At 57.2% G+C, this 26,169-nt stretch carries 24 protein-coding genes and 1 tRNA gene; 6 read left to right on the top strand and 19 right to left on the bottom strand.

Going from position 1 to position 26,169, the window contains the following annotated elements:
• Positions 1–58: 58 nt before the first annotated feature.
• From ELR57_RS23950 to ELR57_RS23930, 5 genes are all read right to left on the bottom strand, one after another.
• Positions 59–868: an alkaline phosphatase family protein gene (locus tag ELR57_RS23950; protein WP_126961760.1), complete on the bottom strand. Its 810-nt coding sequence runs from the start codon at positions 866–868 to the stop codon at positions 59–61.
• A 71-nt stretch (positions 869–939) separates the two neighbouring features.
• On the bottom strand, positions 940–1,983 hold the full coding sequence (locus ELR57_RS23945) for an ABC transporter ATP-binding protein (protein WP_126961758.1): 1,044 nt from the start codon (positions 1,981–1,983) through the stop codon (positions 940–942).
• Positions 1,980–2,786, bottom strand: a complete 807-nt coding sequence (locus ELR57_RS23940) for an ABC transporter permease (RefSeq protein ID WP_126961756.1) — start codon at positions 2,784–2,786, stop codon at positions 1,980–1,982. The genes ELR57_RS23945 and ELR57_RS23940 overlap by 4 nt, the downstream gene beginning before the upstream one ends.
• Positions 2,783–3,736 (bottom strand): ABC transporter permease, encoded by a 954-nt coding sequence (locus tag ELR57_RS23935; RefSeq protein WP_370452337.1) that lies wholly within the window; start codon positions 3,734–3,736, stop codon positions 2,783–2,785. The genes ELR57_RS23940 and ELR57_RS23935 overlap by 4 nt, the downstream gene beginning before the upstream one ends.
• A gap of 88 nt (positions 3,737–3,824) precedes the next feature.
• On the bottom strand, positions 3,825–4,937 hold the full coding sequence (locus ELR57_RS23930) for an ABC transporter substrate-binding protein (RefSeq protein ID WP_126961754.1): 1,113 nt from the start codon (positions 4,935–4,937) through the stop codon (positions 3,825–3,827).
• Between the two features lie 276 nt (positions 4,938–5,213).
• Between ELR57_RS23930 and ELR57_RS23925 the strand changes: the two genes are divergently transcribed.
• Positions 5,214–5,750 carry a PadR family transcriptional regulator gene (locus tag ELR57_RS23925; protein WP_370452339.1) on the top strand — a complete coding sequence of 179 codons (537 nt, stop codon included), beginning with the start codon at positions 5,214–5,216 and terminating at the stop codon, positions 5,748–5,750.
• Positions 5,751–5,793: 43 nt separating this feature from the next.
• Positions 5,794–7,329 (top strand): DHA2 family efflux MFS transporter permease subunit, encoded by a 1,536-nt coding sequence (locus ELR57_RS23920; RefSeq protein WP_126961750.1) that lies wholly within the window; start codon positions 5,794–5,796, stop codon positions 7,327–7,329.
• Between the two features lie 23 nt (positions 7,330–7,352).
• Here the strand turns inward: ELR57_RS23920 and ELR57_RS23915 are convergent, their stop codons facing one another.
• The 10 genes from ELR57_RS23915 to ELR57_RS23870 all read right to left on the bottom strand — a co-directional run bounded on the left by ELR57_RS23915 (position 7,353) and on the right by ELR57_RS23870 (position 18,679).
• Entirely contained in the window at positions 7,353–8,003 is a 651-nt protein-coding gene (locus ELR57_RS23915) for an aspartate/glutamate racemase family protein (RefSeq protein WP_126961748.1), read from the bottom strand.
• A gap of 149 nt (positions 8,004–8,152) precedes the next feature.
• Positions 8,153–9,757, bottom strand: a complete 1,605-nt coding sequence (gene pckA, locus ELR57_RS23910; protein WP_126961746.1) for a phosphoenolpyruvate carboxykinase (ATP) — start codon at positions 9,755–9,757, stop codon at positions 8,153–8,155.
• 237 nt (positions 9,758–9,994) lie between these two features.
• A complete protein-coding gene (locus tag ELR57_RS23905; protein WP_158630145.1) occupies positions 9,995–11,317 on the bottom strand; it encodes an MFS transporter in 1,323 nt (440 codons plus the stop codon).
• A gap of 54 nt (positions 11,318–11,371) precedes the next feature.
• Positions 11,372–12,163: a 2-keto-4-pentenoate hydratase gene (locus ELR57_RS23900; RefSeq protein WP_238162668.1), complete on the bottom strand. Its 792-nt coding sequence runs from the start codon at positions 12,161–12,163 to the stop codon at positions 11,372–11,374.
• Positions 12,164–12,186: 23 nt separating this feature from the next.
• The gene (locus ELR57_RS23895) at positions 12,187–13,038 is read right to left on the bottom strand and encodes an alpha/beta fold hydrolase (RefSeq protein WP_126961742.1); all 852 of its coding nucleotides are present in this window, start codon (positions 13,036–13,038) and stop codon (positions 12,187–12,189) included.
• Positions 13,039–13,063: 25 nt separating this feature from the next.
• The gene (locus tag ELR57_RS23890; protein WP_126961740.1) at positions 13,064–13,996 is read right to left on the bottom strand and encodes a DODA-type extradiol aromatic ring-opening family dioxygenase; all 933 of its coding nucleotides are present in this window, start codon (positions 13,994–13,996) and stop codon (positions 13,064–13,066) included.
• A 26-nt stretch (positions 13,997–14,022) separates the two neighbouring features.
• A complete protein-coding gene (locus tag ELR57_RS23885) occupies positions 14,023–14,889 on the bottom strand; it encodes an FAD synthetase family protein (protein WP_126961738.1) in 867 nt (288 codons plus the stop codon).
• 25 nt (positions 14,890–14,914) lie between these two features.
• Positions 14,915–15,388: a flavin reductase family protein gene (locus tag ELR57_RS23880; protein WP_126961736.1), complete on the bottom strand. Its 474-nt coding sequence runs from the start codon at positions 15,386–15,388 to the stop codon at positions 14,915–14,917.
• A 25-nt stretch (positions 15,389–15,413) separates the two neighbouring features.
• Complete coding sequence (locus ELR57_RS23875) at positions 15,414–16,598, bottom strand: acyl-CoA dehydrogenase family protein (protein ID WP_126961734.1); 1,185 nt, start codon at positions 16,596–16,598, stop codon at positions 15,414–15,416.
• Positions 16,599–16,831: 233 nt separating this feature from the next.
• The gene (locus ELR57_RS23870) at positions 16,832–18,679 is read right to left on the bottom strand and encodes a XylR N-terminal domain-containing protein (protein ID WP_126961732.1); all 1,848 of its coding nucleotides are present in this window, start codon (positions 18,677–18,679) and stop codon (positions 16,832–16,834) included.
• 211 nt (positions 18,680–18,890) lie between these two features.
• Here ELR57_RS23870 and ELR57_RS23865 point away from each other — a divergent pair, with 211 nt between their 5' ends.
• Genes ELR57_RS23865 through dmpG form a run of 3 tightly spaced genes read left to right on the top strand, consistent with a single transcriptional unit; the run spans position 18,891 to position 21,605 of the window.
• Entirely contained in the window at positions 18,891–19,661 is a 771-nt protein-coding gene (locus ELR57_RS23865; protein ID WP_126961731.1) for an IclR family transcriptional regulator, read from the top strand.
• Between the two features lie 16 nt (positions 19,662–19,677).
• Positions 19,678–20,583, top strand: coding sequence for an acetaldehyde dehydrogenase (acetylating) (locus ELR57_RS23860; protein WP_126961729.1), 906 nt, complete (start codon positions 19,678–19,680; stop codon positions 20,581–20,583).
• Positions 20,584–20,588: 5 nt separating this feature from the next.
• Positions 20,589–21,605: a 4-hydroxy-2-oxovalerate aldolase gene (gene dmpG / locus ELR57_RS23855; protein ID WP_126961727.1), complete on the top strand. Its 1,017-nt coding sequence runs from the start codon at positions 20,589–20,591 to the stop codon at positions 21,603–21,605.
• A 219-nt stretch (positions 21,606–21,824) separates the two neighbouring features.
• Here the strand turns inward: dmpG and ELR57_RS23850 are convergent.
• The 4 genes from ELR57_RS23850 to ELR57_RS23835 form a co-directional block, all read right to left on the bottom strand.
• Positions 21,825–21,911: transfer RNA gene (locus ELR57_RS23850), tRNA-Leu, on the bottom strand.
• Positions 21,912–22,106: 195 nt separating this feature from the next.
• The gene (locus ELR57_RS23845) at positions 22,107–22,898 is read right to left on the bottom strand and encodes an ABC transporter permease (protein ID WP_126961725.1); all 792 of its coding nucleotides are present in this window, start codon (positions 22,896–22,898) and stop codon (positions 22,107–22,109) included.
• A gap of 34 nt (positions 22,899–22,932) precedes the next feature.
• On the bottom strand, positions 22,933–23,721 hold the full coding sequence (locus tag ELR57_RS23840) for an ABC transporter permease (protein ID WP_126961723.1): 789 nt from the start codon (positions 23,719–23,721) through the stop codon (positions 22,933–22,935).
• 2 nt (positions 23,722–23,723) lie between these two features.
• Positions 23,724–24,716 carry an ABC transporter ATP-binding protein gene (locus tag ELR57_RS23835; protein ID WP_126961721.1) on the bottom strand — a complete coding sequence of 331 codons (993 nt, stop codon included), beginning with the start codon at positions 24,714–24,716 and terminating at the stop codon, positions 23,724–23,726.
• Positions 24,717–25,454: 738 nt separating this feature from the next.
• On the opposite strand from ELR57_RS23835, the gene ELR57_RS23830 reads away from it, so the two are divergent.
• A complete protein-coding gene (locus tag ELR57_RS23830; protein WP_126961719.1) occupies positions 25,455–26,105 on the top strand; it encodes a transcriptional regulator in 651 nt (216 codons plus the stop codon).
• The last annotated feature ends 64 nt before the right edge of the window (positions 26,106–26,169 follow it).

The following is a 26,169-nucleotide window of genomic DNA, read 5'->3' as shown; positions in this document are numbered from 1 at the left end:
ATCCTAAACGGAAGTCAACTGTTTAATCTATCTTTTTTATGATACAAAATTTGCAAGCTTACTCGCCGTCCGGATCCAGTCCCAGCCACCTTGCCACCATCGGCATCACTTCCAGCTGAGGGATCGAGACCGTCGTCTCCGAATCTATCCTCGCCTGACTGGCCGAAGCCAGCAGATAGAAAGGAACGTTCCGCTCCTCCGGATCGGTTCCCCCATGCTGGCCGTCGGCGCTCATCCCGTGATCCGAGGTCACGACGACCAGGTACTCCTCTTCCAGCCAGAGGGGAACGAGCATGGCCAGCAAACCGTCGGCGATCCGAACGGTGCCGGCGTATTCCTTGCTCTCTCCTCCGTGCAGATGGCCGATATAATCGATGTTCATGGAATGGATATAGAGAAAGTCGGGATCGCAAGACGTCCTCAGATGCTCGGCATCCGCGAATAGATGGCTGTCCGGGTAGGAATCCTCATAGTAGAAAATGCCATGCTGAATGGAACGGTTCGTATCGTATTGGTGACGGTCGGTCAACGGGTTGAACGGAGCGGAGTTATAAAGCTCGCTGACCCAATGGTAAGCCGCCGCGGCTGTCGTCAAGCCGGCGTCCGAAGCCAGATCGAAGAGGCTGACCTCCCGGCTGCGCCGAACGATCGGATTGGTCGTGATGCCGTTGCGCATGGCGGGAGTTCCGGTCAGAAGCACTTCATACAACGGCCTCGACAAGCTCGGAAGCTCCGAGCGGACCTGATGGCAGGTCGCCGCGCCTTGCTCGACAAGATGCTCGAGATAGCCGAGATAACGTCGCGCCGAATCGTATCGCAGGCCGTCCAGCACCACCATAATGACTTTCTTCCGCGTTCGGTCGTTCATCCAGCCGAGCCTCCTCTAATGGATTGATGCTTGCGTTTACCCTGTCGTTCGACTTAGGCTTTGGCTTAAGTTTATGCGCCTTCCTGCTCCAATTGAAGCAGTTGCGAAGGATCCAGAGCCAAGCGCACGCTTCCCCGTTCCCCGATTCCGATGCTTCTGCCGTCGTTCAGCACGTCGATCGTCAGCCGGACCCCGCCGGAATCGACCGTATAGCGAAGAATGGTCCCGAGCACGGACACCGAGTCGACGGTTCCTTCCACGATGCGTTTGCCGCCCGCCCTCGCTCCCTCCTCCTCGTCCGGACGAATCAGCTTCACCGACTCCGGGCGGAGCGCGAAGGAATCCGAAGAGCCTTCGAGCCGCCCGAACAAGCGCATCGCTTCCGGACGGGTCAGCACGTTGTAGCTTCCCATGAAGCGAGCCGCGAATTCGGTTCTCGGCTTCGCGTAAATCTCTTCCGGCGTTCCCGCTTGGACGATACGCCCCTTGTTCATGATGCAGACGCGGTCCGACATCGTCAGCGCCTCCTCCTGGTCATGCGTCACGAACAAAGTCGTCATATTCAGGCGCTTCTGGATGTTCCGGATCTCGGCGCGCAGATTCTTGCGAATTTGCGCATCCAGCGCGCTAAGCGGCTCGTCGAGCAGCAGCAGCTTCGGCTGAACGGCCAGAGAGCGGGCTAGCGCGATCCGCTGCTGCTGCCCGCCGGAGAGATGATGAGGATAGACGTCCCTCTTCTCCTCGAGGTCGACCAGCGCCAACAGCTCCTCCGTTCTCCTCTGGCGGCTCCGCTTGGAATCGCCGCGCATCCGAAGGCCGTATTCGATGTTCTCGCCGGCCGTCAGATTCGGGAACAACGCATACGATTGGAACACCATCCCGACTTCCCTCTGCCGGGGCGCAAGCCTCTCGAGGTCCCGCCCCTGCAATAGAATACGGCCTCCGTTCAGGTCGGCCAATCCGGCGATGCATCGGAGCAGCGTGCTTTTGCCGCAGCCGGACGGGCCAAGCAGAGTGACGAGCTCCCCTTCCGCCGCTTGCAGGCAGACGTCGTCGAGCACCGCGGTCGTTCCGTAATTTTTGCGGATGCCTTGCAGATCGAGATACGAATTCATCCTTTTCCCCTCCCGCTCCTTCGCTGGCCCAGCTTCATCAATGCCATGGATACAATCAGAATGAAGACGAAGTAAGCGATCGCGATCGCGCTGGCCAGATGGCCGCTCTCGCCGACTCTCTGGTACAGGTACACTTGGATCGTCTGGATATGCGCTCCTACCAGCATGTTCGTGAGCACGAACTCGCCGAACAGAACCGAGAAGGACAGCAGAGTCGAGACCACGATCCCCGGGGCGATGTTCGGAAGCACCACCGTCAAGAACGCCCGGATCGGTCCCGCTCCGAGCAGTCCGGCCGCTTGCATGAGCTCCGGCGCCGAGACGGTCAGCAGGCTGTTGCGGATTCCTTGATACATATAAGGCAGAATGGCGACGAAGTAGGCTCCGATCAGCAGGTATGTCGTGCCCGAGATGTCGATCGGACCGGAGGAATACGTGCGGATCAGCCCGACGGCGGCGACGACTCCCGGCACCGCGTACGGAAGGACGACGATGCCCTTCATCAGCGATTCGAGCCGCGGCGCATAGACCGTCAGGACGAACACGGCCGGGATCATCACGATTAAGCTTAGTCCGACGCTTATGGCGCACAGATAAAGCGAATTCCAGAGCGCTTCGAGGAATCGCGTATCCCGGAACATGCTGCCGAACCAATCCAGCGTCCAGGACTTGGGCAAGAGCGTGTTCTGCCATTCTCTCGCGAACGCGTAAACGGCGGTGGCTGCCAGCGGAAGCAGCAAGTACACGAGAAGCATCGATTGAAGGGCGCGATGCCCCCAGCCCGCTCCGTTACGCTCGGTCATCCCATCCCCTCCTTCGCATTCGCAAGGGCGCCGCGCGCCGCCCGCCGACGTTCTCTCCGCGACGGAACCGCCGTTCTCGCGGTTCCCGTCAAATATCGCGCCGAACGCTTCGTCATGCCGTGATTCAACGCCACCGCGAGCAGCGTCGTGCAAGCGAGCAAGACCGCGAGCGCGCTGCCGAGATTCGGCTGATTGGCGACATCCCCCGAGACGAGGGAGCCGATCCGGATCGCCAGCAGATTATAATTGCCCCCGACCAGCGCGTACGCGGTCGCATAGGCTCCCATCGCGTTGGCGAACAGAATGCCAAGCGTTCCGAAGATAGCGGGCGCAAGGATCGGCATTCCGACGGTGCGCCAGAATTGCCATGCGTTAGCGCCGAGCAGAGAAGCCGCCTCCTTCCACTGCTCTCGGATTCCGTAGAAGGACGGATAGAGCAGAAGAAGCGACAACGGAATCTGGAAGTATACGTAAACGAGGGTCAACCCGGTCCAGCTGTAGAGATCGAAGCCCGCGAACGCGTTCCACCCCCACTGCTTGAACAGCAAGGTGAACATGCCGTTCGACCCGAGGAGGATAATATAAGCGAATGCTAACGGAACGCCCGCGAAATTCGAGGTCATGTTGGACAGCATCAGCAGCCGGTCTCGAATCGCCGGGGAGAAGCGCGTCACCGAATACGCGCACGCAAGGCCGACGGCGATCCCGATCAGGCTGGAATAAGAAGAGATCAGCAGGCTGTTCTCGATCGCTTTCCGATAGAACGGACTGTGCAGAGCCGTATAATAGTTGTGCCAGGTCAGCGAGAAGTCGATATCCGACCGGAAGCTTCCCGTCAGCATGGACCAGACGGGAGCCAATTGGAACGAGAGCACCATGATCGCGAAGGGAAGCAGGCCCAGAACCCAAAGCCTGTCTTGCAGCCGAATTCTATTCTTCTTGTTTCTCATATGGACACATCCCTTCAAGGCGCGAAGCAGGCGCCTTCGTCCAAGAACGAAGACGCCCGCGGCAGTCCCTGGCTACGATTCCGTCTAATTAATTCATGTGTACGAGAACGCGGTCCTGCCAAGCCTGCGGCAGCGTCTTGGACGTGGCGTCCCACACCTTGTAGTCGCCGACCGGCTTCGCGTTCTTGTACTCGTCCTTAGGCAGCAGCTTGGCGGCCACGTCGTCCGGCAGTTTCACGCTGTCCCGGATCGGGCGCGCGTAGCCCTTCGCCAGATTGATCTGCCCTTCGTCGCTGAAGATGTATTCGCGGGTCAGCTTGGCCGCGTTCGGATGCGGCGCGTACTTGTTGATGATCGTCGCATAGCCGCCGACAACGCTGCCTTCTTCCGGGATCGAGACTTCGAATTGGTCCTTGTTGATCTGGTCGCGATAGTTCAGAGCATTGAAGTCCCACAGCAGCGTAACCGGAACCTCGCCTTTCTCGATGTTCGCTACGGTTGCTTCCGCATTGGACAGGCGTCCCTTCCGGGCAAGGTCCTCGAAGAACGCGAGTCCCGGCTCGATGTTGTTCTCGTCGCCGCCGAACGCGATCGATGCCGCCAGAACCGCCATTTGAGCTTGAGCCGCCTTCGTGACGTCGCCGACGATGATCTTGTAATCGCCGTTCTTCAGGTCCTCCCAGCTCTTCGGCGGGTTCTCGACGAGCTTCTTATTAGTCAGGAACCCGATCGTGCCTTGATAACCGACGACCCAGTGGCCGTCCTCGTCCTTCGCCCAACCGGGAATCTCCTCCCAGTGTGAAGGCTTATAGGGCTGCGTGACTCCCTTGGCTACGGCGACCGGACCGAAAGCGATGCCGACGTCCCCGATGTCCGCGGTCGGCTTGTCCTTCTCGGCGTCGAACTTCGCGATCTCCTCGGCGCTCGACATGTCGGTATCCGAATGCTTCAACGCATAGTTCGTTTGAATATCGTTCCAGGTGTCTTTCCAGTTCGCCCAGCTGTCCGGCATCCCGACGCTGATGACCGAGCCTTCTCCCTTCGCTTGCGATTCGATATCCTTGATGGACGAGGAATCGACAGCTCCGCTGACGGAAGAAGCCGATTCGTTGTCCTTGCCGCAAGCGGCCAGAACGGACGACAGAGCCACGGTCAGGGTAAGAACGGAGAACCACCTTTTCTTTGCAGTCAAACTCAACATTTTTCTCTTCCTCCTACGAACGTTTGTGGGATGATTCGAAGGTCATGTTGTTTTCGCCCCTTCTCCAATGTAAATTTCCACTGTTTTCCCAGAGTCATGGGGGATAGACCATTGTGTTAAATGATAGACATTCGAAAACAATTCCAATGGAATAAACGCAGAGGAGTTGAGGGTTTTTTGTATTTAATGGAAAAATACATATTGACTCGATATATATCGCCCCGATATAATGAGCGACAGGTATAATATTCCACCTTTGCAAATTAGGGGGAGCTTATCATCAACAGCCAGGATGTCATTCTAGGTCTTCTGCACCATCGGCCGCTCTCGGGGTATGAGATCAAGGGCAAATTCGAATTCCCTCTCGGCTTCTTTTTCGATGCAAGCTTCGGGACGATTTACCCGACCTTAGCCAAGTTGGAGAGCCATGGGTATATCGTTAAGGAGAGCGTTGTCCAAGAAGGCCGGCCGAACAAGAACATCTATTCGATCACCGAGGCTGGCCGGGAACGATTCCAGGAATACCTGCAATCTCCTCTGGAAGAGGATCTGTATCGTTCCGACCTCATGGTGCGTTTGTATTTCGGAGAGTTCATCGAGCAGGAGCGAATGATCGGCTGGATTGTCCGCGAGATCGGGAAGCTGAAGCGAAACGAGCAGATTCTGCAGGAATTCAAGGCCGAATGGGGAGAGCGCATTTCGTCCAGCTCGAATTTGTGCCTGAACGTCGGAGTCGAGCTGAATGCCGCAAAGATCAAAGTTCTGGAGGAAGGTCTCGCCAAGATTCAGCAATCGATGAATGGGCAAGTTTAGTAGAGAGATCACTTGATTATTCCAAAGGAGTGGAGAGTTAATCATGTCTGATGCCAAAAATAGAACGGCTCTGATCATTGTGGCTATGGCGCTGGGACTGCTCATGGCCTCTCTGGACAACACCATCGTATCGGCATGCATCAACAAGGTCATCGGAGACATCGGCGGTTTCGATAACATCTCGTGGGTATTCACCGCCTACATGCTCGCCGCGACGAGCACGATGCTCATTTTCGGCAAATTGTCGGACTTGTTCGGACGCAAAAAGTTTTATCTAATCGGCATCGGGCTGTTCTTGATCGGGTCTGCGTTGTGCGGCATGGCGGGGAATATCGAGCAACTGATTTTCTTCCGAGTCATCCAAGGTATCGGCTCCGGATCGGTCTTCCCGATCTCATTCTCGATTCTCTTCACCTTGTTCGCTAATCCGAAGGACGCCGCGAAGCTGTCCGGCGTTATGGGCGCCGTGTTCGGACTATCATCGGTTGCAGGTCCCCAGCTTGGAACGCTCATCTCGGAGAACCTGGGCTGGCGCTGGTGCTTTTATGTGAATCTGCCGATCGGCATCGCGTCGATGCTGGTGCTCCTCTTCGCCCTGAAGGAATCGCGGTCGGAGCGTAAGCCGAAGATCGATTACGCTGGCGCGGCGCTGCTTATCGCTTCCACCGTCTCGCTTATGCTCGCGTTGGAGCTCGGAGGCAAGAACTTTGCTTGGGGTTCTTGGCAAATCATCGGCCTGTTCGCGATCGCGGCCGTTGGAACAACTTCATTCCTCATGGTCGAATCCCGCGCTTCCGAACCGATGCTCCCGCTGCCGATTTTCCGCAACCGCCTCGTGCTCGGAACCAGCATCTTATGCTTCTGCCAAGGCGTCATCATGTTCTCCGCCATTACCTATCTGCCGATCTATGCCGTCACGGTATTGGGCAGAGCCAATTCGAACGGCATTCTGACTCCGATGATGGCTTCCCTCATTACCGGAGCGATCATCTCGGGCTTTGTCGGTGCCAAGTTCAAATTCCGATCCATCATGTTCGTTAATATGCTTCTGGGCATCGTTGCCGCCATACTGCTCATGTCGCTGTCGCCCGCGACCCCGTTCTGGCAAGTGATCGCTATCATGATTCTGCTCGGAGCCGGCGTCGTCGGTCCGCTCATGAGCTTAGCCCAAAGCGCCGTCGCCATGAGCGTCGACAAGAAGTACCTCGGTATATCCTCTTCCGTCGTCGGCTTCTGGCGCAACATCGGCGGAATCATGGGCGCTTCGATCATGGCGGTTATTGTGAATGGCAACTTGAAGGATTCTACGCTCGAGGCCATCAAGAAGTTCAATATTCCTCAAGACCAATCGGCAACTCTTGCGAACCCGGAGAACGTCATTCGAGCTGCCGATAAACTTCCGCCTGAGCTTCTCGCGTTCCTAAAGGACGCCATCGGTAAAGCGATCAATCATGGCTTCGTGCTGTCGCTCTGCATCATGGCCTTCGGCGCAATCGTCGCTTTGACGGTCGGAAGCGCCAGGCTCGTTCCTCAACCGAAGAACGCCGGCGAGGTTCAAGCGCACGCAGGCACGATTTGAGCGTAATCGAAGACACGGGTTCACTAGAGATTATGAAAATGAGCGGCCAGTGCCTTCAAAGGGTTCCCGATACTCGTTCGAAGCTTGCGCTCCGCACGCTCCGCCGCTTCTAGCATGGATAATTGGGCAACCGAGATGCGCTTGCCCTTCTCTGTCGCCGCCAGCTCTTCAATGTACTCGGCTACCTTTGCCGCGTACTTCTCTTTGTGGCCCCGCATGACAAGCTCGAAGGCATTCTCGATGACTCGCGCTTCCACGCGGCCGGTAAAAGGATAGATTGCAGCAAACTCCCGAAGCCTGCTCATGGTCCCTTCGACCGTTGCCGGGTTCGTGAACAGCACGATTTGCGGTTCCGGCGACCCGCAGATCGAATGAAAAAACGGCTCGTCTATCTTAATGATCGGAATCGGCGTACGAAGCCGCTCCTCCTCTAATAGAGCGATATAGTTCGTGCAGGTGATCAGAATCGCGTCCGCGCCGGACAGGGCGATCCACTCGATTTGTTCGAGGACTTTGTTGCGCGCGACTGCTTCATCCAGCTTAGGCTCGGATGCCAGCCTGTTCATCAAGCCGGGGTCGACGTAATGGATCCATTCTATATTTTCGGAGGCGAATGCCGTCTGTACGTACTCTATATTCGAATGATGGGCGTGCAGGCAGGCGAATTTCCGCATGGTTCGAGCTCCCGTCCTAAGTAAGTGTTACATGCAGCGAAGAAGCCTTGTTCCCAAGGCTTCTTCGGTTGTTATCAAATTATGGGCGGAGGGCTGGAGCTTGTAAAGCGGAAGTTGTCCGGATCATGACCAATTTCTTGCCATACGCGTCAAGCAAGATTCCGTGCCCCGAGGATTGACGCCTCTTCCGAAGGCCGCCGAACTCTCGGGCCGGCGCTCCGAATGTCATTCGCCACGCCCGGGAACTTCTCGAAGTTCTGCACGAATCGCATGGCCAATGCCGCCGCCTGCTCGTCGTAGGCGGCCTTGTCCACCCACGCGTTGCGCGGTTGGAGCAAGCGCCCGGGCACGCCGTCGACCGAATTCGGGACGAGCACCCCGAACACGGGATCCGCCGCGAAGCTCGCCTGTTCGATGCTTCCGTTCAATATCGCCGCGATCATCGCTCTCGTCGATGACAAATCCATCCGCTGCCCGACGCCGTATGCCCCTCCGCTCCAACCGGTATTCACCAGATAAACGCGAGACTGGTGCTTCATGACTTTGTCGCCGAGCATCTTCGCGTACGCTTCCGGTTTAAGGGGAAGGAACGGCGCTCCGAAGCACGCCGAGAAGGTGGCTTCCGGTTCGCTGACTCCCCGTTCCGTGCCGGCCAGCTTGGACGTATAGCCGGAGAGAAAGTGATACATGGCCTGCTCTTTGGTCAGCTTCGCTACCGGAGGGAGCACCCCGAAGGCATCCGCCGTCAGGAAGATAACGACTTCTGGCTGACCGGCCGTCCCCGGAATGACGGCTCCCGGGATATAGTCGATCGGGTAGGCGGCTCTCGTATTCTCGGTCAAACGATTGTCGGCGTAATCCGCCATGCGGCTCTCTTCATCCAAGACAACGTTCTCCAGGACGGTTCCGAATCGGATCGCGTTCCAGATTTGCGGTTCCTTCTCTTCGGTTAATCCTATGCACTTCGCATAGCAGCCGCCTTCGAAGTTAAACACTCCCGAGTCCGACCAGCCGTGCTCGTCGTCCCCGATCAGCCGGCGTTCCGGATCCGCGGACAAGGTCGTCTTGCCCGTTCCCGATAATCCGAAGAACAGCGCCACATCGCCTCTCTCCCCTACGTTGGCCGAGCAATGCATCGGCAGTACCCCTTGGAGTGGCAGCACATAGTTGAGCACGCTGAAGATCGACTTTTTCATCTCGCCCGCATACTGCGTTCCCCCGATCAGAACGGTTCTTCTCTCGAAAGAAACAGCGATGAACGTCTCGGAACGGGTGCCGTCCTCCTCGGGATCCGCCTTCAGGCCGGGAAGCGCGATGACCGTAAAAGCAGGATCGCGGCTTGTATCCTCGTTCTCTTCGGGGCGAATAAACAGTTGGCGAACGAACAGGTTATGCCAGGCGTACTCGTTGATTACCCGAATCGGAAGCCGGTAAGCCGGATCCGCTCCGGCAAAGCCGTCGAACTGGAACAATTCCCGGTCCTTCATATACGCGATCGCTTTCGTATATAAACGATCGAAATGCTCGGCGGAGATCGGCTGATTGACGGATCCCCAATCGATAAGACCGGCGGTTTCCGGTTCCCGGACGATATATTTGTCTTTCGGGGAACGCCCCGTGAACGTGCCCGTCGCCGCGCGAAGGGCTCCGACGGAAGTTAGTTGGGCTTCCCCTTTCGCCAGAGCGGTCTCCACCAGTTCCGCAACGGATAATTGACGTCGGACGGTATCGGACGCGTTGTGCGGATTAAACATTGCTTTTCCCCCTTCAAGGCCGATGACGGCAGCTCTATTTAGTATGTCATTATTATATATATGACTCATTTATAGAGCAATACTTGCGGCAATAACATCTATTTATGACTCACATAAAAGAATTAATTCGCAAACACGCATACGAAAACTGGAGTCGCGCCCCTCTCGGCCGAAGAACGCCACCACGCAAGGTGATGACGTTCTTCGCCTTCATTACCGCTCCAGCGTCGAGCGCTATTAAGATACTCCGGTCTCCAGCTTGCCTTCCGGCTCGCGGGCCTCCGTCGACGGCTTCGCGATTCTGGGCGAACGGACGAGCAGCCAGGCCAGCGCGCCGACGACGCAGAGGATGACGGCGATAAGCTGGAACGCCCCATTGAAGCCAGCCGCTTGATCGGCGCTACCTTGAACAAGCTTGCCCGTAACGTACGGCGCAACGATGCCGCCGAGGGAGGAGGCCGCCATGAATATTCCTTGCGCTTTGCCTTGATGCTTCGGAGGGACGAGTTCGACCAGAATGGCCGGTCCGATCACGAGGGTAATGCAGCCGAAAGTCAGGCCCAGGGAGAGCAGGGCTACCGTCAACGGATTCGAGTTGACGATCGTTCCGAGCGCATAACTGATTCCGGCTCCGATCAGCACGGGACTCAGGATGGATACCCGGGAGCGGAACATGCTCTTCGTTCGGCGGTAGAGCCAATCCGAGATGGTGGAGAACAGCAGTTGAGAGATCGTGATCATGATCCAAGGCAGGGTTACGGCCACTTTCAATTCCGCGGCGCTAAGATGCCGTACCTTGGCGAAATAATTCGGAAGCCAGACGAGTCCGACCGTATACGACCAGTACGTCGCGAAGCCGCACAACGCGACGAGCAGGAAGCTTCGCGAGAACACGATCTTGAGGAACTTCGAATCTTCGGCCGGATGGCGGGCTTCTACGGCCGCCGACGAGAGATTGTCGGGGGATGCCGGGCGATCCTTCGCGAACAGAAGCCAGAGAACGACCCAAACGACGCCGATGATGCCCGTTGCCAAGAAAGCGGAGCGCCAGCCGTGAGACGAGATCAATTGAATGAGCGGAGGAGCGGACATGGCGACTCCGAGCGGACCGCCGATGGAGACGAGAGTGAGGCCGAAGCCGAGCTTGCCGCGAGGAAGCCACTTCGCCGCGGTCGTCATCGCGAGCGAATAAGACGGCCCTTCGCCGGCACCGAGAATCAACCGGGTGATCAGCAGGAACGCGAAGCTATGGACGAAGAGGGTCGAGAATTGAACGGCGGCCCACACGAGGGCCATGATCGTGATGGCGAGCTTCGTGCCCATTTTGTCCGAGAAGATCCCCATCAAGACGGCCGACACGGCGTACAGCCAGAAGAACACGCTGCCGACGAGCCCCCACTGTGTCGCGTTCAGGCCCAATTCGTCCATGATCTTCACGGAAGCGAACCCGATTACTGCCTTGTCGGTATTGCTGATGACGGTCAGTACGAACAAGAAGGCGATCATCATCCACACGGTACCTGTCATGCGAGAATTTGAATGCGCTTTCAATTTTTCCATGAGCATCGCTCCACTCTCTTGGATGTCTGTTCCGGGGCACAGCTATAGCAATGTTTAGACAAAGCTGACTTCGACGTCTCCGAGCTCCGTGAAGGAAGCCGTGAATCGATCTCCCTTCTCCGCGTTGACGGCGGCCGACAAGGCTCCCGACAGAATAACCTCGCCCGCCCGAAGGATAACGCCGTATTCGTGCAGCTTGTTCGCCAGCCAAGCCACGCACGTTGCCGGGTGGCCAAGCACGGCGGAGCCATAGCCGGTGTTCATATGCACGCCGTTGCGGAACAGCTTCATCTCCAGCTTCGTCAGATCGAAGTCCGATGGCGAGAACCGTTGCTCCCCCAAGACGAACAAGCCGCTTGAGGCATTATCCGCCACGGTATCCTCCAGCTTGATGCGCCAATCCGTGATTCGGCTGTCCACGATCTCGATCGCGGGGACGATGAATTCGGTTGCGTCCATGACATCCTCGAGCGTTACCGACGGGCCGGACAGATCTTGGCGAAGAATAAAAGCGATCTCCGCTTCCGCCTTCGGCTGGAACAGTCGGCTCATGGGGACGCTCCCGCGGCTCTGTACCTCCATCGTTCCGAGCAGATGCCCGTAATCCGGCTGGTCGACGCCGAGCATCTCCTGCATGGGAAGGGACGTCAAGCCGATTTTTTTGCCGACGATGCGATCTCCTTGCTCCACCTTGCGGGCGATAGCCGTTAATTGCGCTTGGTAAGCTTCGTCGATCGTAAAGCCCGGGAACCGCTCGGTGAGGGGAGCGACCGAACGCCGCTCCTCCTCCGCAGCCAGAAGATGCTCGTATGCGAGTTGAATCCGTTTAGGAGCTTCTGCGTTCAAGGTAATTTCCTCCTTCGTCTGGATCAGCTTGAATGACGCTTCATGAAGGTAATCATGACTTCGTTGAACTCTTCCGGCTTCTCCCATTGAGGCCAATGACCGGCATCCTGGATGACCGTCAGCTCGCTGCCCGGGATCATATCCTTGATCGGCTGCGCTTCCTCGACGGTCGACGTCGGATCATGGTCCGTCCACGCCAGCAGCGTCGGAGCGCCAATTCGGCCGCACCAGGAAGGATCCCAGCTGTATTGCTTTCTGGCCTCGATGTCTTGGAGGTAGACGATATGATGGACGGCGTTCCGGTAGGAAGGCTGCGTATAGATGTTGTAGCGCGCTTCGATCAGCTCTTCGGTCACCTGGCTCTTATCGTACATGAGCCATTCCAACCGGGTCTTGACGTTCTCGTAGCTCGCTTCGACGACCGCCTTGACCGTCGACTCCTTCAGGCGCTGCATAACCTCCGGCTTGTTGTTCACATTGCCGGGGGTATTGAGCACGAGCGCTTTCACGTACTCGGGATGATAAGCGCCGAACCATGCGGCGACCCAGCCGCCCAGCGATTCTCCGGAGAGGAATACCTGTTTCAGACCGAGAGCTTGAATGACCCCGAGCAGATGGTCGCTGTAATAATCGATGCCGTACGGGCGATCCGGCTTGTCCGTATACCCGTGTCCGACCATGTCGATGCAGATGACCCGGAAGTGCTCGCTCAGTCCTTTGATGTTCCGGGCGTACGCTTCGATATGCCCTCCCGTGCCGTGCAGCAGGATAAGCGGATCTCCCGTTCCGGCCTCCAGCACCCGGGTGCGGATTCCGTTCGCGTTGACATAGTGAAGCTTGAATTCGAGATTCGCCAGTTCGGTCCAGATCGACATGAGTTTCTCTCCTTTAATGAAGTAATTAAGCGGTGAATTGGACGACGGCCATTCCCGTGACCCATTCCGGAATCGGCTCATAGCAGACAACCTTCGGTTCGAAGCTCTGAAGAGCTCCCAGCAGCACGAGCCAATTGTGAATTTCCTGGCCGCCGTTGCCGAATTTCTCCTCGATCAGCTCCGCGCTCCAGCCTCTCAGCGCCGCGTAATCCTTCGACACGATCAGCTCCAGCATTTTGCGGTCCCACTCTTCGTTAACCGGTCCGGACTTCAGATTCGTGACGCGAGTCTCGCGGTTCTTGAGATAGGCGTCGAGCTCTTCGATCTCTTCCCGGCCTTTCTTCAGCACTTGGATCAGCTTCTGATCCTCCGGCTTCTCGCTGTCGATCTTCGGAATCGGCACCCAGTGGGACAAGCCGCCCGATGCGACGATCGCCACCTTCAAGTCTTCGTCCCAGGATTCGATGGCGCCTCGCAGCATCTCGCCGACTTTGAAGCAGCGATCCATGGTCGGCAGCGGCGGCGCGGACGTGTTGACTGCGATCGGCACGACAGGAATGTCCAGGTCCGGGTTAAGGAAGTAGATCCCTTGCGTATGGCCGTGGTCAACCTTCATCGACAGCGTGAAGGCGAAGTCCACGTGGTGGTCGAGGCCGGTCTCGAGAATATGCTTGGCCAAGCTCTGCTGCACGGGAATCTTGTACTTCGGCAGCTGCCAGTCCCCCCAGCCCTCGCACTCCCCGATTCCGATCGTGAAGGAAGGCATATGGTTATAGAAGTAACTGTTGAAGTGGTCGTCCGAGACGAGCACGAGCACATCGGCCCCGACTTGCTTCAGCCAGTCCTTCATCTCGGCCGCGCTAGCCAAGAAGCGCTGCCCTCTCTCTCCCCCGCCTGCTTCGTTAGTCATGATCATCGGGCTGTGCGACATGGCGACTCCCGCAATAATCTGTGCCATCTTCGTTCCATCTCCCCTTCGGATTGTTAGGCAAAGAGATAATTCAAACGATAAGAGCCCGAACCGGCGAACTCTCCATCAAGCTCATTCTCCGGCTCCTCGATTCGGCGAAGCCATTCGACGGCGGCTTTCCCTAGCGGAACAGGTCCGCGGTCGACCTTGCACGATACCGATTGGCCTTCCCTCGTCTCCGTCACTCTGATCTCGGAATTTACCGCTTGCCATGCGTTCTTCAGACGAACCTCATAGCAGCCGGCCGCCGGGACTGTGTATCCGGGTTCCGGGAGGAAGCTCCGTCCTTCGAACCGTCCTCTTATCTCGTAGTTCCGGCCGAGGAAAGGCGGCAGCTGTTCCACCTCTCCGCCGAGCAGCCTCGTCCGGATGGCGGTCGAGCTGATTTTCTCCCCCCGATAATCGACTTCCGCCACCTTCGTCGCTTCAAGAAGCCCGTTCGAATCGCTCGCCAGCCGGTCCATATGACCCGCGCCGCGGCTGCCGTACTTGAAGTCGAATCCGGCAACCGCGTGAACGGCGCCGAGTCCGGCCACATAATCGACGGCGAACTGCTCCGGCGCCAGAGCGGCGAATTCCTTCGTGAACTCCACGAGGTAGAAGAAGTCCACCCCCAGCTTGCGAAGCTCGTCCTCCTTCTCCTCTAGCGGCATCAAGCGAGGAACCTTCACCTTGCCGTCCGACAGCACCGTTCTAGGATGAGGCGAGAAGCTCATGACCGATAGCCCGATTCGTCTCCTCTTCGCAATCTGCCGCGCGATGCGTATGACTTGACGATGCCCCAGGTGGAGCCCGTCGAAGCAGCCGATCGCCATTACATTCGGCATCACGGCTAGCTGTCGATCCCGAAGCGTATCGGTATTCACTAGGATGGTTCTCATGGCTGTCACCTCATCTTTCTGGTCGTTAAACGGTCGGCTCGGCCGTCAGCGAACGGTATCGCCCGCTGTAGAAGATCAAAGGCTCGCCTTCCTCCAAGCGGATATCCGTTACCCTGCCGATAAAGAGAGTATGATCTCCCTCTACGTATTCCGCGGCTACTTCGCATGCGATCTGGGCCAAGGCGCCCGGAATGGCCGGTTTGCCGTCCAACCGATCGAACTCGACCTCTTTCGGTTCCTTGATCTGTCCCGCGAACACCATCGAGAGCTCCTTCTGATGATCGGCAAGGAAATTAACCGTAAAAATGCCGCTTTGTTTGATTTTTGGCAATATTCGCGCTTTTTGTCCGATCGAGATGACGACCAGCTTCGGATCAAGCGAGACCGACATGAACGCATTCGCCGTCATGCCGTGAACCGTTCCTTCCTCTTCCGTCGCGATTACCGTGACTCCGGTCGCGAACCTGCCCATTGCCGTGCGAAATTGACGATCATCCATGTTTTGTTTTCCCCTCTCGTCGTGTTTATCCCCGAACTCCACCGTCGAACCCGAACAATTCTTTGCCGTAGGCGGCGACGGAATCTTCATACAACGACGTCTTGTGCGTGGCGACCGACAGAATGTCCCGGATGAACAATTCGATCACTCCGCCTTTATATAGAGCCCCGCCCCCGAGCGTCAACAGCGCTCTTACGGCGATATCGGTGCAGATCTTGATGATCTTGGTCCGGATGGAGAAGAACTCCGCCCGCGATGTCTTCCGGCCGTCCCGTTCGTAATTCTCGAGGAGCTGGATATACTTCATCATCAAGCCTTCCGCGACGTGGAAGTCCGTCGTCATCTCCGCCAGCACCCGTTGGCTTCGCGGCGATTCGCTCTCCCGGATCCCGTCGACCAAGCGGACGCGCTTCTCGGTCAGCTTCTTGAACTCGGAGAGAATTCGTTCGGCTCCGCCCATCGCGACGTTCGGGAACCCTAGATAGAAAGCGGGATAGAAGGGTACATTATAGAAGATATAATCTTTGTCGTAGTCTTCCTCGGGAGGCTTGCCCGTCTCGTCGACATCTCCAAGCCTAAGGATACGCTCCATCGGAACGTACACGTTGTCCGCGACAACCTGATTGCTTCCGGTGCCGCGAAGCCCGAACGTATCCCAATTCTTGTTGACGGTTACTTCGGATAGGCGAAGAATCGGCATGAACATCTCGGGCTTCGAACGGCCCGGCAGCTCTCCGACGACGCCGAGGCCGATCCAGTCCGAATAAAGGACTCCGCTCGCGAAATCCCACTTGCCGCTTATCCGGTACCCGTCTCCATCCCGCACCGCCGTGCCGACGGCCGCGAAGACATCGCAGATGAGGCCGCCCTGATGAACGATCTCGTCTCTTCCTTTGGGCGGCAGGAAGGAGGGCAGCGTATTATGGAGCGGATACAAGTAGGTCAGCCAGGCGGCGGAGATATTGTGGTAAGCAACCTTGCGGATGATTTGCGCGAACGTGCTCAAGTCGACCTGCGGACCGCCGTATTGACGGGGCAGCAGCAGCTTGGCGATGCGGGTCTCTCGTATCAAGTTCACGACATTCTCGGAGATGGTCGCGTTCGCCTCGGCCGTCTTCGCTTCCTGTTCGGCTAGTAGTCCGATCTTCTCGGCACCGTCCAGCAGCTGCTTGATCACATCGTTGTTCTCTTGAATGGCAACGTTCTCCATCAGGGTCACCTCGTTTGGTTAGCGTTAATTAACGATTCGGCTTAACTTCATGCGGTTAATGAACGATTCTCGACAACGGAGGCGAAGGCGATTCGTTTTGCAACCGCTTTCATCTCTCGCAACTAGTGTACTAAGCTTAGCCGCCTTCGAACTAGAGCATCTTTTGTCCATTAATTCGCGCTAACTTAGATAACTTTTGTCCTTCCGCCTGACTAGAAGCCTGGCAGGAACGGCTATTCGACCTGTAATTCCCCGACGGCGATCAGATAGTTCAGGATCAGCCACAGCTGGTGCATCTCGGTCGGGTTGCGCAGATCCTTCTGCAGCTTCTCTTCGATTCTCGCGATCCGATGCCGGAGCCCGCTCATCGACAGGGACAGGTCGCTCATGGTCTGTTCCAGCTTGCCCCCGTTCAGCAAGTAGCTGTGCAGGGTCAGCAGGAGCTCGACCGATTTGGGATCTTGAAGGTTATAGAGCGAGCCGAGCTCCCGCTTCACGATCATGCCGATCTCTCTCTCGTTCCGGTTATCGATGAGCAGGCCGAAGATGCCCAGCGAGCGAAACGGCACGATGGCTTTGCGCCTGGCCAGCCTTAGAGCGACCGACGCCTCCTCGTAACGCTTGCTCGCGCTGCCGATATCGTCGCCGACGCCGCTGATTCCGAATCGGTAATCTCCTTGCGGGTATAGCCGGGCAAGCTCCTGCTGGAATGGCTTCAGGAGCTCGGCGGAAGATTGCTGGTCAGCCCCCAGCGTAAACAATAGGACCATGCGGCCGTTGCGATGCCCGATCAGAACGGAACGATGCTTGCTCTTGAAGTAACGGACGGCCGCTTCGTAGAGAAGCTCCTGTTGGCGGAATTCCTCTTCGAGGGTCAGCTTGGCCTTGGCATAGTCCATGACGACGATCTCGTACGGGAGCCTCAGGTCCAGTCCGGCATAGGCTCCTCTCTGAACGATCTCGCTCTCCGGAAGCTTGCCGTCCAGCAGCTGGTCCAGAAAATTCCCCTTCATCCGCTCGAACGAATCGAACCTCGTTTTCTCGTTCAGAAGAATAAGAGAGGCTGCGCTGACGAAACGGTCGAGCAAGAGATCGTCCTCCGAGCGCTTGCTCCGGATGCCGTCTTCGTACAAGAAAGCGCAGTACCCCATTATCTCCTTCTGCACGGGAATCGAAGCGATGAGCAGCTCCTTGCCGTCCGTCGTCCGGATTGCTTTTCTTCCGAAGGGGCTATGCTCTTTGACGGCTTGCCGAAGCTGCTTCTCCAGCTCGGCTACGGCCTCGTCGGGCAAGCCGGATGACGCGACGATCCGCTTGCCGAAGCCGTCCGTCATCGCGACAGGAATGCCCAGCATGCGATAGACCCGCTCGACCATTGCCGCCAGGTCGATGCCGCCGATGACCGCTTCCGTAAGCTTGTGGTGAAAATCGGCCATGCGGGTAACGATGTTTTTCTGCTCGAGCAGCTGGTCGTAGGTATACTCCAGTTCTTTGACGATTGGCGTATGCGCGTACTCCAGCCGTTCCTCGCGGATCTCCTGCTCCGCCCATTCCCGCTCCAGCTTGATGACCCAGCGGCATTCCGCGTCTCCCTTGCCGACGCAGGAGATCTCTCTGGCCAGCAGCGGCTGCCCGAAGATCGTCGTCATGAAGCCGCTCGAATACCCGATCAGCGTATGGCAGACCGGCGCAGTCGAGACGCCATGCCGCTTCAGGTGCTCGGCCGCTTCGTAGGAATCCAGCCAAACGCCTTGCCCCAATACGGACACGAGCCGGCCCTCTTCCTCCCGCACGACCGAGCATTCATGCTTGAACCCGCGAATCTGCCCGCTCTTGGCATGCAGAATCGGCCCGTACTTGATGAGTTCGTCCAACGGCATTCCGGACTGCATCGCTTCTTTGGCGTCGTTGACGCCCATCTCCCAGCCGAAGTGAAAAAGAAATCCTCGAATGCGGTCTATTCCGATATTTTCCAAAAGTTGCTCTCTCAAAATGCCGAAAGCGGAGGATGAGGTCTGGATGCGGCGGTGTTCCCGTTCGGCTTCGTTGCTCAAGCCTTCTTCGGAGATATGGATACGCATGGCGGATCAACGTCCTTTTGTCGTCGTATTTGTCGAAAAATAGGATGGCGCTCACTCTAATCATAAGCATGATGCTCCTTAAGTCCAAGTCTTCCCGACAACGAAAAAAAGAATAGCTATTGACAGCCGAAGATAGAGCTCGTTAAGATTAGGGCAATCTTGATCCTATATTTACGAATGGCGTTCGATATTATCGAACAATGGAGGGGACATGACCGAGAAATCGATTCAATCCGTGGATAGGGCGCTGGCGATTCTGGAGCTGTTTCTCGGTTCTTCGCCGGAACTAAGCGTCAAAGAAATCAGCCTCGCGACAGGCTTGTCCAAGAGCACGGCTCACGGAATCATCCGGACGCTGGAGCGCGGCGGTTACCTGCAGCAGAACCCGGCCGACCTGAAGTACAAGCTCGGAATGAAGCTGTTCCGTCTGGGCAACGCGTTCGCCGGTTCGCTTGAGATCGGGGGCATCGCACGCCCGATTCTTCGGGATCTGGCCGACCGGCTTAAGGAGACCGTTCATCTGGTCGTACGGCAGCAGGACGAAGCGATCTACGTTGACAAAGTGGAAGGCCCTCAATCCCTTCGGATTTACTCGCACGTCGGCAAGAGAGCTCCATGGCATTGCACCGGCGTCGCCAAGGCGATCCTTGCGTACCAAGACGAAGACACCGTCGACCGACTTCTTGCGCAAGCGGAATTGCAACCGTTTACAAAATTCACGATTACCGACGTCGACCAGTTGCGGGAGCAGATGCGGCACATTCGGGAGAACGGCTTCGCGCTCGACAACGAGGAGATCGAGCTCGGGCTCAGATGCGTGGCCGCCCCTATCTTCGACCATCAAGGACAGGCCGTCGCCTCCGTCAGCTGCTCGATTCCTTCCTTGCGGCTGGACGAGACGAAGCTGCCGGAAGTCGTTCGGACGATCACTCGCGCGGCTGCGGGCATCTCCCGCGGCATGGGCTACCTAGAGCAACCATAACAAGGAGGAGAACGCGATGTCGAAAGTGAAAGTCGCCATACTGGGCTCGGGCAATATCGGCACGGATCTCATGATCAAATTAGGCCGCTCCAGCGTGCTGGAGCTGACGACGATGATAGGAATCGATCCCGAATCGGACGGCTTGCGCCGCGCCCGCGATCTCGGCTACGTAACGGTCGATTCGGGACTCAAAGGGTTCCTGGAGCAGCATCCGGATTTAGCGGATATCGTGTTCGACGCCACATCGGCGAAGGCTCACGTGAGGCACGCCAAGATGCTGAGGGAAGCCGGCAAGAAAGCGATCGACATGACTCCGGCGGCGATCGGCCCCCTCATCGTTCCGGCGGTCAACCTGGACGCCAACCTGGACGTCGACAACATCAATCTGATCACCTGCGGCGGCCAGGCGACGATTCCCATGGTCCATGCGATCAACCGGGTCAGCCCGGTGGCCTATGCCGAGATCGTCGCGACGATCTCCAGCCGAAGCGCGGGTCCCGGAACCCGGGCGAACGTGGACGAATTCACCCAGACGACGGCGCGGGCCATCGAGGAAGTGGGCGGAGCCAAGAAAGGAAGAGCCCTAATCCTGCTGAATCCCGCGGAACCACCGATCCTGATGAGGGATACGGTCTACGCACTCGTCGAAGACGGAACGATGGACGAGGCAGCCATCGCGCGCTCGATCCGGGAGATGGCCGCGGTGGTCCAGGCTTACGTGCCGGGGTATCGACTGCGCTCGGAGCCTCAGTTCGAAGGCAACAAAGTCACGGTATTTCTGGAAGTGGAAGGCGCCGGGGATTATCTTCCGACCTATTCGGGCAATCTCGACATCATGACGGCCGCCGGGGTCAAGGTCGCCGAAGAGTTCGCCAAGAATCTGCTATCTAGAACGAACGCGCAAGGCGCAGACAGGAGCTGATGAAGATGACAACCCCTAACGTCTTGATTACGGAGGTCGCGCTGCGCGATGGAAGCCATGCGGTCGCCCATCAGTATACGGTCGAACAAGTGCTGAAGGTGGCCAAAGCGCTGAACGACGCCCGCGTGCCGTACATCGAAGTCTCGCATGGCGACGGCCTCGCCGGATCGACGCTGCAATTCGGCCTGTCTCGAACCGATGAGTTCGAGCTGATCGAAGCGGCCGTCTCCGTCTCGGACGTCTCCAAGATCGCCGTGCTTCTCATCCCCGGCATCGGAACGGTGAAGGAACTGAAGCAGGCGGCCAAGCTCGGAGCGAAGATGGCGCGGGTCGCGACCCATGTGACGGAAGCGGACGTCGCCACGCAGCATATCGCCGCCGCGAAGGACCTTGGCATGGAGACGGTCGGCTTCCTGATGATGTCGCATATGGCCGATGTCGCCACCTTGGTTGAGCAAGCGCGCAAAATGGAGAGCTACGGAGCCGACACCGTCTATGTCGTCGATTCCGCCGGCACCCTTCTTCCGCACCAGGTGCGCCAGCGCATTCGCGCCTTAAGGGAGCATATCGGCGCGAACGTCGGCTTCCATGCCCACAACAATCTGTCGCTGGCGATGGCGAATACCCTGGTCGCCATCGAGGAAGGCGCGACCCGCATCGACGGCAGCGTGCGCTGCCTCGGCGCAGGCGCAGGCAACACCCAGACGGAGGTGCTCGTGGCCGTGCTCGAGCGACTGGGCATCCCGACCGGCATCGATCTGTACCGGATGATGGATCTCGCCGAGGACATCGTCGCTCCTATCCTACCGACGCCTCAGGAGATAACGAAGGACAGCCTGGTGCTCGGCTACGCGGGCGTGTATTCGAGCTTCGCGCTTCATGCGAAGCGCGCCGCGGCCAAGTTCGGCGTCGACTCCCGGGATATCCTGATCGAGCTGGGCAAGCGCAAGGTCGTCGGCGGCCAGGAGGACATGATACTCGACGTCGCCGCGGAGCTGGCGAGAGCTGCGACGAGCCGTTAATTGAAGAGTCGCGCGGCAGCGAGCTGAAGCAAGAGTCGGACTTTTTCTGCAGATGGACCTCTTCTCCCTCTACTAGCGGAGATGGAGGTCTTTTTTTATCGTGCATGGGGAGTCGGATCAGGGGCAGGCTGATATTTCCCTTAGAGCTTCGTTCGGGGGATCTCCATAGCGAAAACAAAAAGAAGCCTTGAATCTCAAGGCTTCTCGGGTTTAAGTAGGTGGTGCGGTCGAGAGGACTCGAACCTCCACGGTATTGCTACCACTGGAACCTGAATCCAGCGCGTCTGCCAATTCCGCCACGACCGCATGTGTCTCGCTTCAAGGCCGAAGCCTCTCGAAGACGACAAGGCTTATTATAGATCGTCATCGGCGCCGTGTAAAGCGATTCTTGCTTTTGCTTACTTTTGTCCTAATACGGTTGCGCGCTTAGAATCGAGCCTTCGTTCATCCATGGGCCGGAAGCCGAGCTCTTAAGCCCTCTTCACCGCTTCCGCCAGCCGATCAATTCCCCGTACTGGAGAAAGAGCTAAGGCCCCTCTTCCAGAATAGATAGGCAATCGTTAAGCTGGCGGCGGCGACGGCCGGCGACCATGCCGCGATGCTTCTATCTCCGGAGCCTTCCATGAACAGCGTGGCGGGATAGTAAGCGGTGAACCCGTACGGAATAAGCCATGTCAGCACGTAACGAATTCCTTTGCCGTAAATGTTCATCGGATACCTCGCAAAGTCGCTCGTCCCCTGCACCGTCGCCATGATCGGCAGGCTGTCGACCATCCAGAAGGAGAAGGCCGCGAAGAAGAGATTGACCGCCAGGAAGATCGCCGCGCTGGAAGCAATCATCAAGAGCAGAAGCATCACTTCCGCCGCACCCCAGCTTATATCCAGTCGAGGCGCCGACGTGAAGAGCACGACCAGTCCGACCAACAGGCTGCCGAAGCCGTCCTGCTGCACCCGGTCGGCAATCAAGTGGAACAGCGGATTGACGGGACGTATCAGCAGCCGATCGAAGTTGCCCGGTCGAATATATTCCATGCCAAGCACCCAGAGATTATCGAAGAAAATGTGCTCGATCGAGCGTCCCAGCATGGCGATCGCATAGATAAACAACAATTGGTGGAAAGTCCAGCCGTGCAGCACGTCGATATGATCGAACACGATCCGGACGAACATGACGGACGTCGCTTGAACCAATAGGACCGAAGCGACCCCGATGAGAAAGTCGACGCGGTATTCCATCATCACCTTCAGCCGAGTCTTGAAGAACTGCCAATACAGCTTGACGTATCGCCTCATGCTTCTCCGCTCACCCCTTTCCCGACAGACGGGCTTATCCCCCGAAAATAACGACTTTGCGTATGGCGAGCTTCCAAGAGAATCGAATGGCGGCGTAGATAAAGACCAGCCAACCCGCTTGGACGAGAATCGCCGTCAGTGCGTCGCCGCCTGCCAATTGGCCGGTATAGATGGCCGCGGGCACATAAACCATCGATTGGAACGGCATGAAGCCGCTCGCCGTCCGGAGCCAATCCGGGAACATCGAGACCGGCGCCAGCGCGCCGGTGAAGAACAGCAGGAACGCGCTTCGGAGCGTGTGCAGACCCCAGATATAATGCAGCCAGAATGCCGCGACGCCGAGCACCAGATCAAGCTGAGTCCCGATCAACACGCCCATGGCGGCGCTTGCGATGCTCAGAGGCAGTGCGGTCCAGGTTGCCGGGGCGTCGATGCCGATGAACAAATAGGCGATCAGCAGCAGCGGAAGTCCTTCTCGTATCGTCCCCGTGATTTTCGTGCCGAGATCGAGCGCCACCAGTTTATCCAGCAGGTTGTAAGGCCGCATCAGCTCGATCGCCACGCTGCCGTCCCGTACCTGGCCGGCCAATTGGACGCCTACTCCCGCAACGTAATTGTTCAGCAGCATCGCCAGCACGACATAGGTGATCATGGCATGCAGCGGCATATCGTTCACGGAGGCGCGATTCTCGTAAACCGCATGCCAGAAAGCATAGACGAGCAGCATCTTAAGCAGCATCGAGACGGTTCCCGCCCAGTACCAGGCCGAGTACGTAGTGTCGATCTTGATCTGCGACTTCATCATTTCCCAGTATTTGCGCATCGTCAGATCCCTCGCTCGTAGAGTTCCTGAACGATGGACTCGATCGTCGGGTCGGCGATGGTCAGATCCCGAACCCGATACGATTGCATCATCGCCGAGATGACGTCGGCCGCCGTGACCGCCTGATTGCTGAACGTCAGGCTGACCCGGCCTTCCTCGCCTACGGCGGACTCGGCGAGCCCGATCAGCGGTTCGGGGAGCTCGAAGGCGAAGCCTCCCTCCGCCTCCAGTTCGAAATGCACGACTCGCTTGTGGCCGAAGCGGTCTTTGATCGATTGAATGCTTCCGTCGTACAGCACCTTGCCTTCGTCGATGATCAGAATCCGCTTGCAGATCTCCTCGATATCCTGCATGTCGTGAGTCGTCAGGATAACCGTCGTCTCGCGAAGCCGGTTCATCTCTTTGATGAACTCGCGGATCCTCGCTTTAACCGCCACATCCAATCCGATCGTCGGCTCGTCGAGGTACACGATCGACGGGTTGTGAAGGAAGGCGGCAGCCAGCTCGCACCGCATTTTCTGCCCGAGCGACAGCTGGCGGGCCGCCATGCCCATCAAGGGCTCCAGCTGCAGCACCTCGGCGAACATCGCGATCGTCTCTTTGAACTCCCGCTCCGGAATCTCGTAAATATGCTTCAGCAGCTCATAGGACTCGCGCACCGCGATGTCCCAGAACAGCTGGGAGCGCTGCCCGAACACGGCGCCGATCTGGCTCGCGTTGCGCTTCCGGTCCCGGTACGGAACAAGCCCGTTGACGGTCACCTCGCCCGAGCTCGGCGTCAGGATGCCGCACAGCATCTTGATCGTCGTCGATTTGCCCGCTCCGTTCGCGCCGATGTAGCCCACCATCTCCCCCTGTTCGATCCGGAAGCTGATGTCGTCGACCGCTCGCTTTATCGTATATTCCCGCGAGAAAAGTCCCTTTACGGCGCCCGTCAGCCCGGGCTCCCTGCTTGCGATCCTGTAATGCTTGGACAAGCCGTTAACGGAGATCATAGAGGGCCCCTTCTTTCGATTGATTCTCTGTCGACTAGCTGGCTTTGGATTGAGTTGCTTTGACTGAGAAGCTTTGATTGAGTAGCTTTGAGTAGCTTTCAGTAGCTTTCAGTAGCTTTCAGTAGCTTTCAGTAGCTTTCAGTAGCTTTCAGTAGCTTTCAGTAGCTTTCAGTAGCTTTGAGTTGCTTTGAGTTGCTTTGAGTTGCTTTGACTAATGCCGCTCGCGCCTTGCGCAAACGTTTGCATAAACAGGCGACAGCCTGCATGAAGGAGCCTTAATGTCTTCATCATTGCAAAATTAGAAAATAATTGCAATATAAATCGCCCGGAATCTCTAACGGAAATTTGAGACGCTTATAAGCGGTTTCCGGTCCTTTTTAAATTCTAACGGATCGTAGAGACCTTATTTATGCTATATCCCCCCATTTAACCGCGATTTCCATCAAATAAGGGCTGTGAGTTCCGTTAAAAATAAAAAGGGATGTTTTAAGGCCAAATAAGGGCCGTGAGTTCCGTTAAATTTCGGGAGAGCAAGTTACACTCCGAGTTAGAGCAAGCTCTGCCCCGGCGCAAGAGGCCGCGGCAAGTTTAGGTGGCTTTCTCGTTCAAATTATGGTAATTTATACCTATTCAATAGGCGTGAAGCACATGCCGCTTGGATCCCTAATCGCTCAGAAGCGAGTGATGTGGATCCAGGCGGCTTTTTGCGCGATCTCCATATAAAAAGGTGGAACGAAGATGCGTCCTTTCGATGATGTCTACGCCCAGTGGCTGGACAAGCAAATTACCGAGGAGAGTAATCCCCGGAGAAAAGAACGGCTGCGGCGAGGACTAACCCACGGTACGGTTGTTTTTCTCCGCGAAATATGGTTTCCGCTCGTCGCCAACCTGGATCATCTCCATGCGGAGTACGAGGTCCGCGATTGGCAGAACGGCTACCGATACTTGGATCTCGTCTTCTCCCCTCTTGGCGCCAAGGGATGCATCGAGATTCAGGATTATCGGTCGCATGCACGGGACATCGAGATCGGCCGCTTCAAGGATCTATGCATGAAGCAGGCATTGCTCGGACTGGATGATTGGTTGTTTCTCCCGATCGCCTACCTGTCCATTCGCGAAGATCCGGGAGTGTGCAAACAACTAACCCTTGCCTTTATCGGCAAGTTCCTGGCGGTCGAGACGCCCCCGGAGCTGAATTGGGCGGAAGCGGAGACCATTCGCTTCGCACGTCGAGCGGTTATCCCGTTCGCTCCAGGCGATCTTGCCGCTCATTTGCGCCTGACGGACCGCCATACACGAAAGCTTCTTCACCGCATGGTAGACAAAAAGCTCCTGGCAGTCGCGAACGGACAGAAGAGATATCGGACCTATCGGCGCGTGGATCAGTAATAAACTTATCCGCTAAGCCGCCGATTGAATGACCAACATGCGGAACGTTAACGTAACTGGTTAT

It is taken from the genome of Cohnella sp. AR92 (genome assembly GCF_003990975.1).
GTDB lineage: Bacteria > Bacillota > Bacilli > Paenibacillales > Paenibacillaceae > Cohnella.
This window is presented reverse-complemented; position numbering and strand designations above follow the sequence as displayed.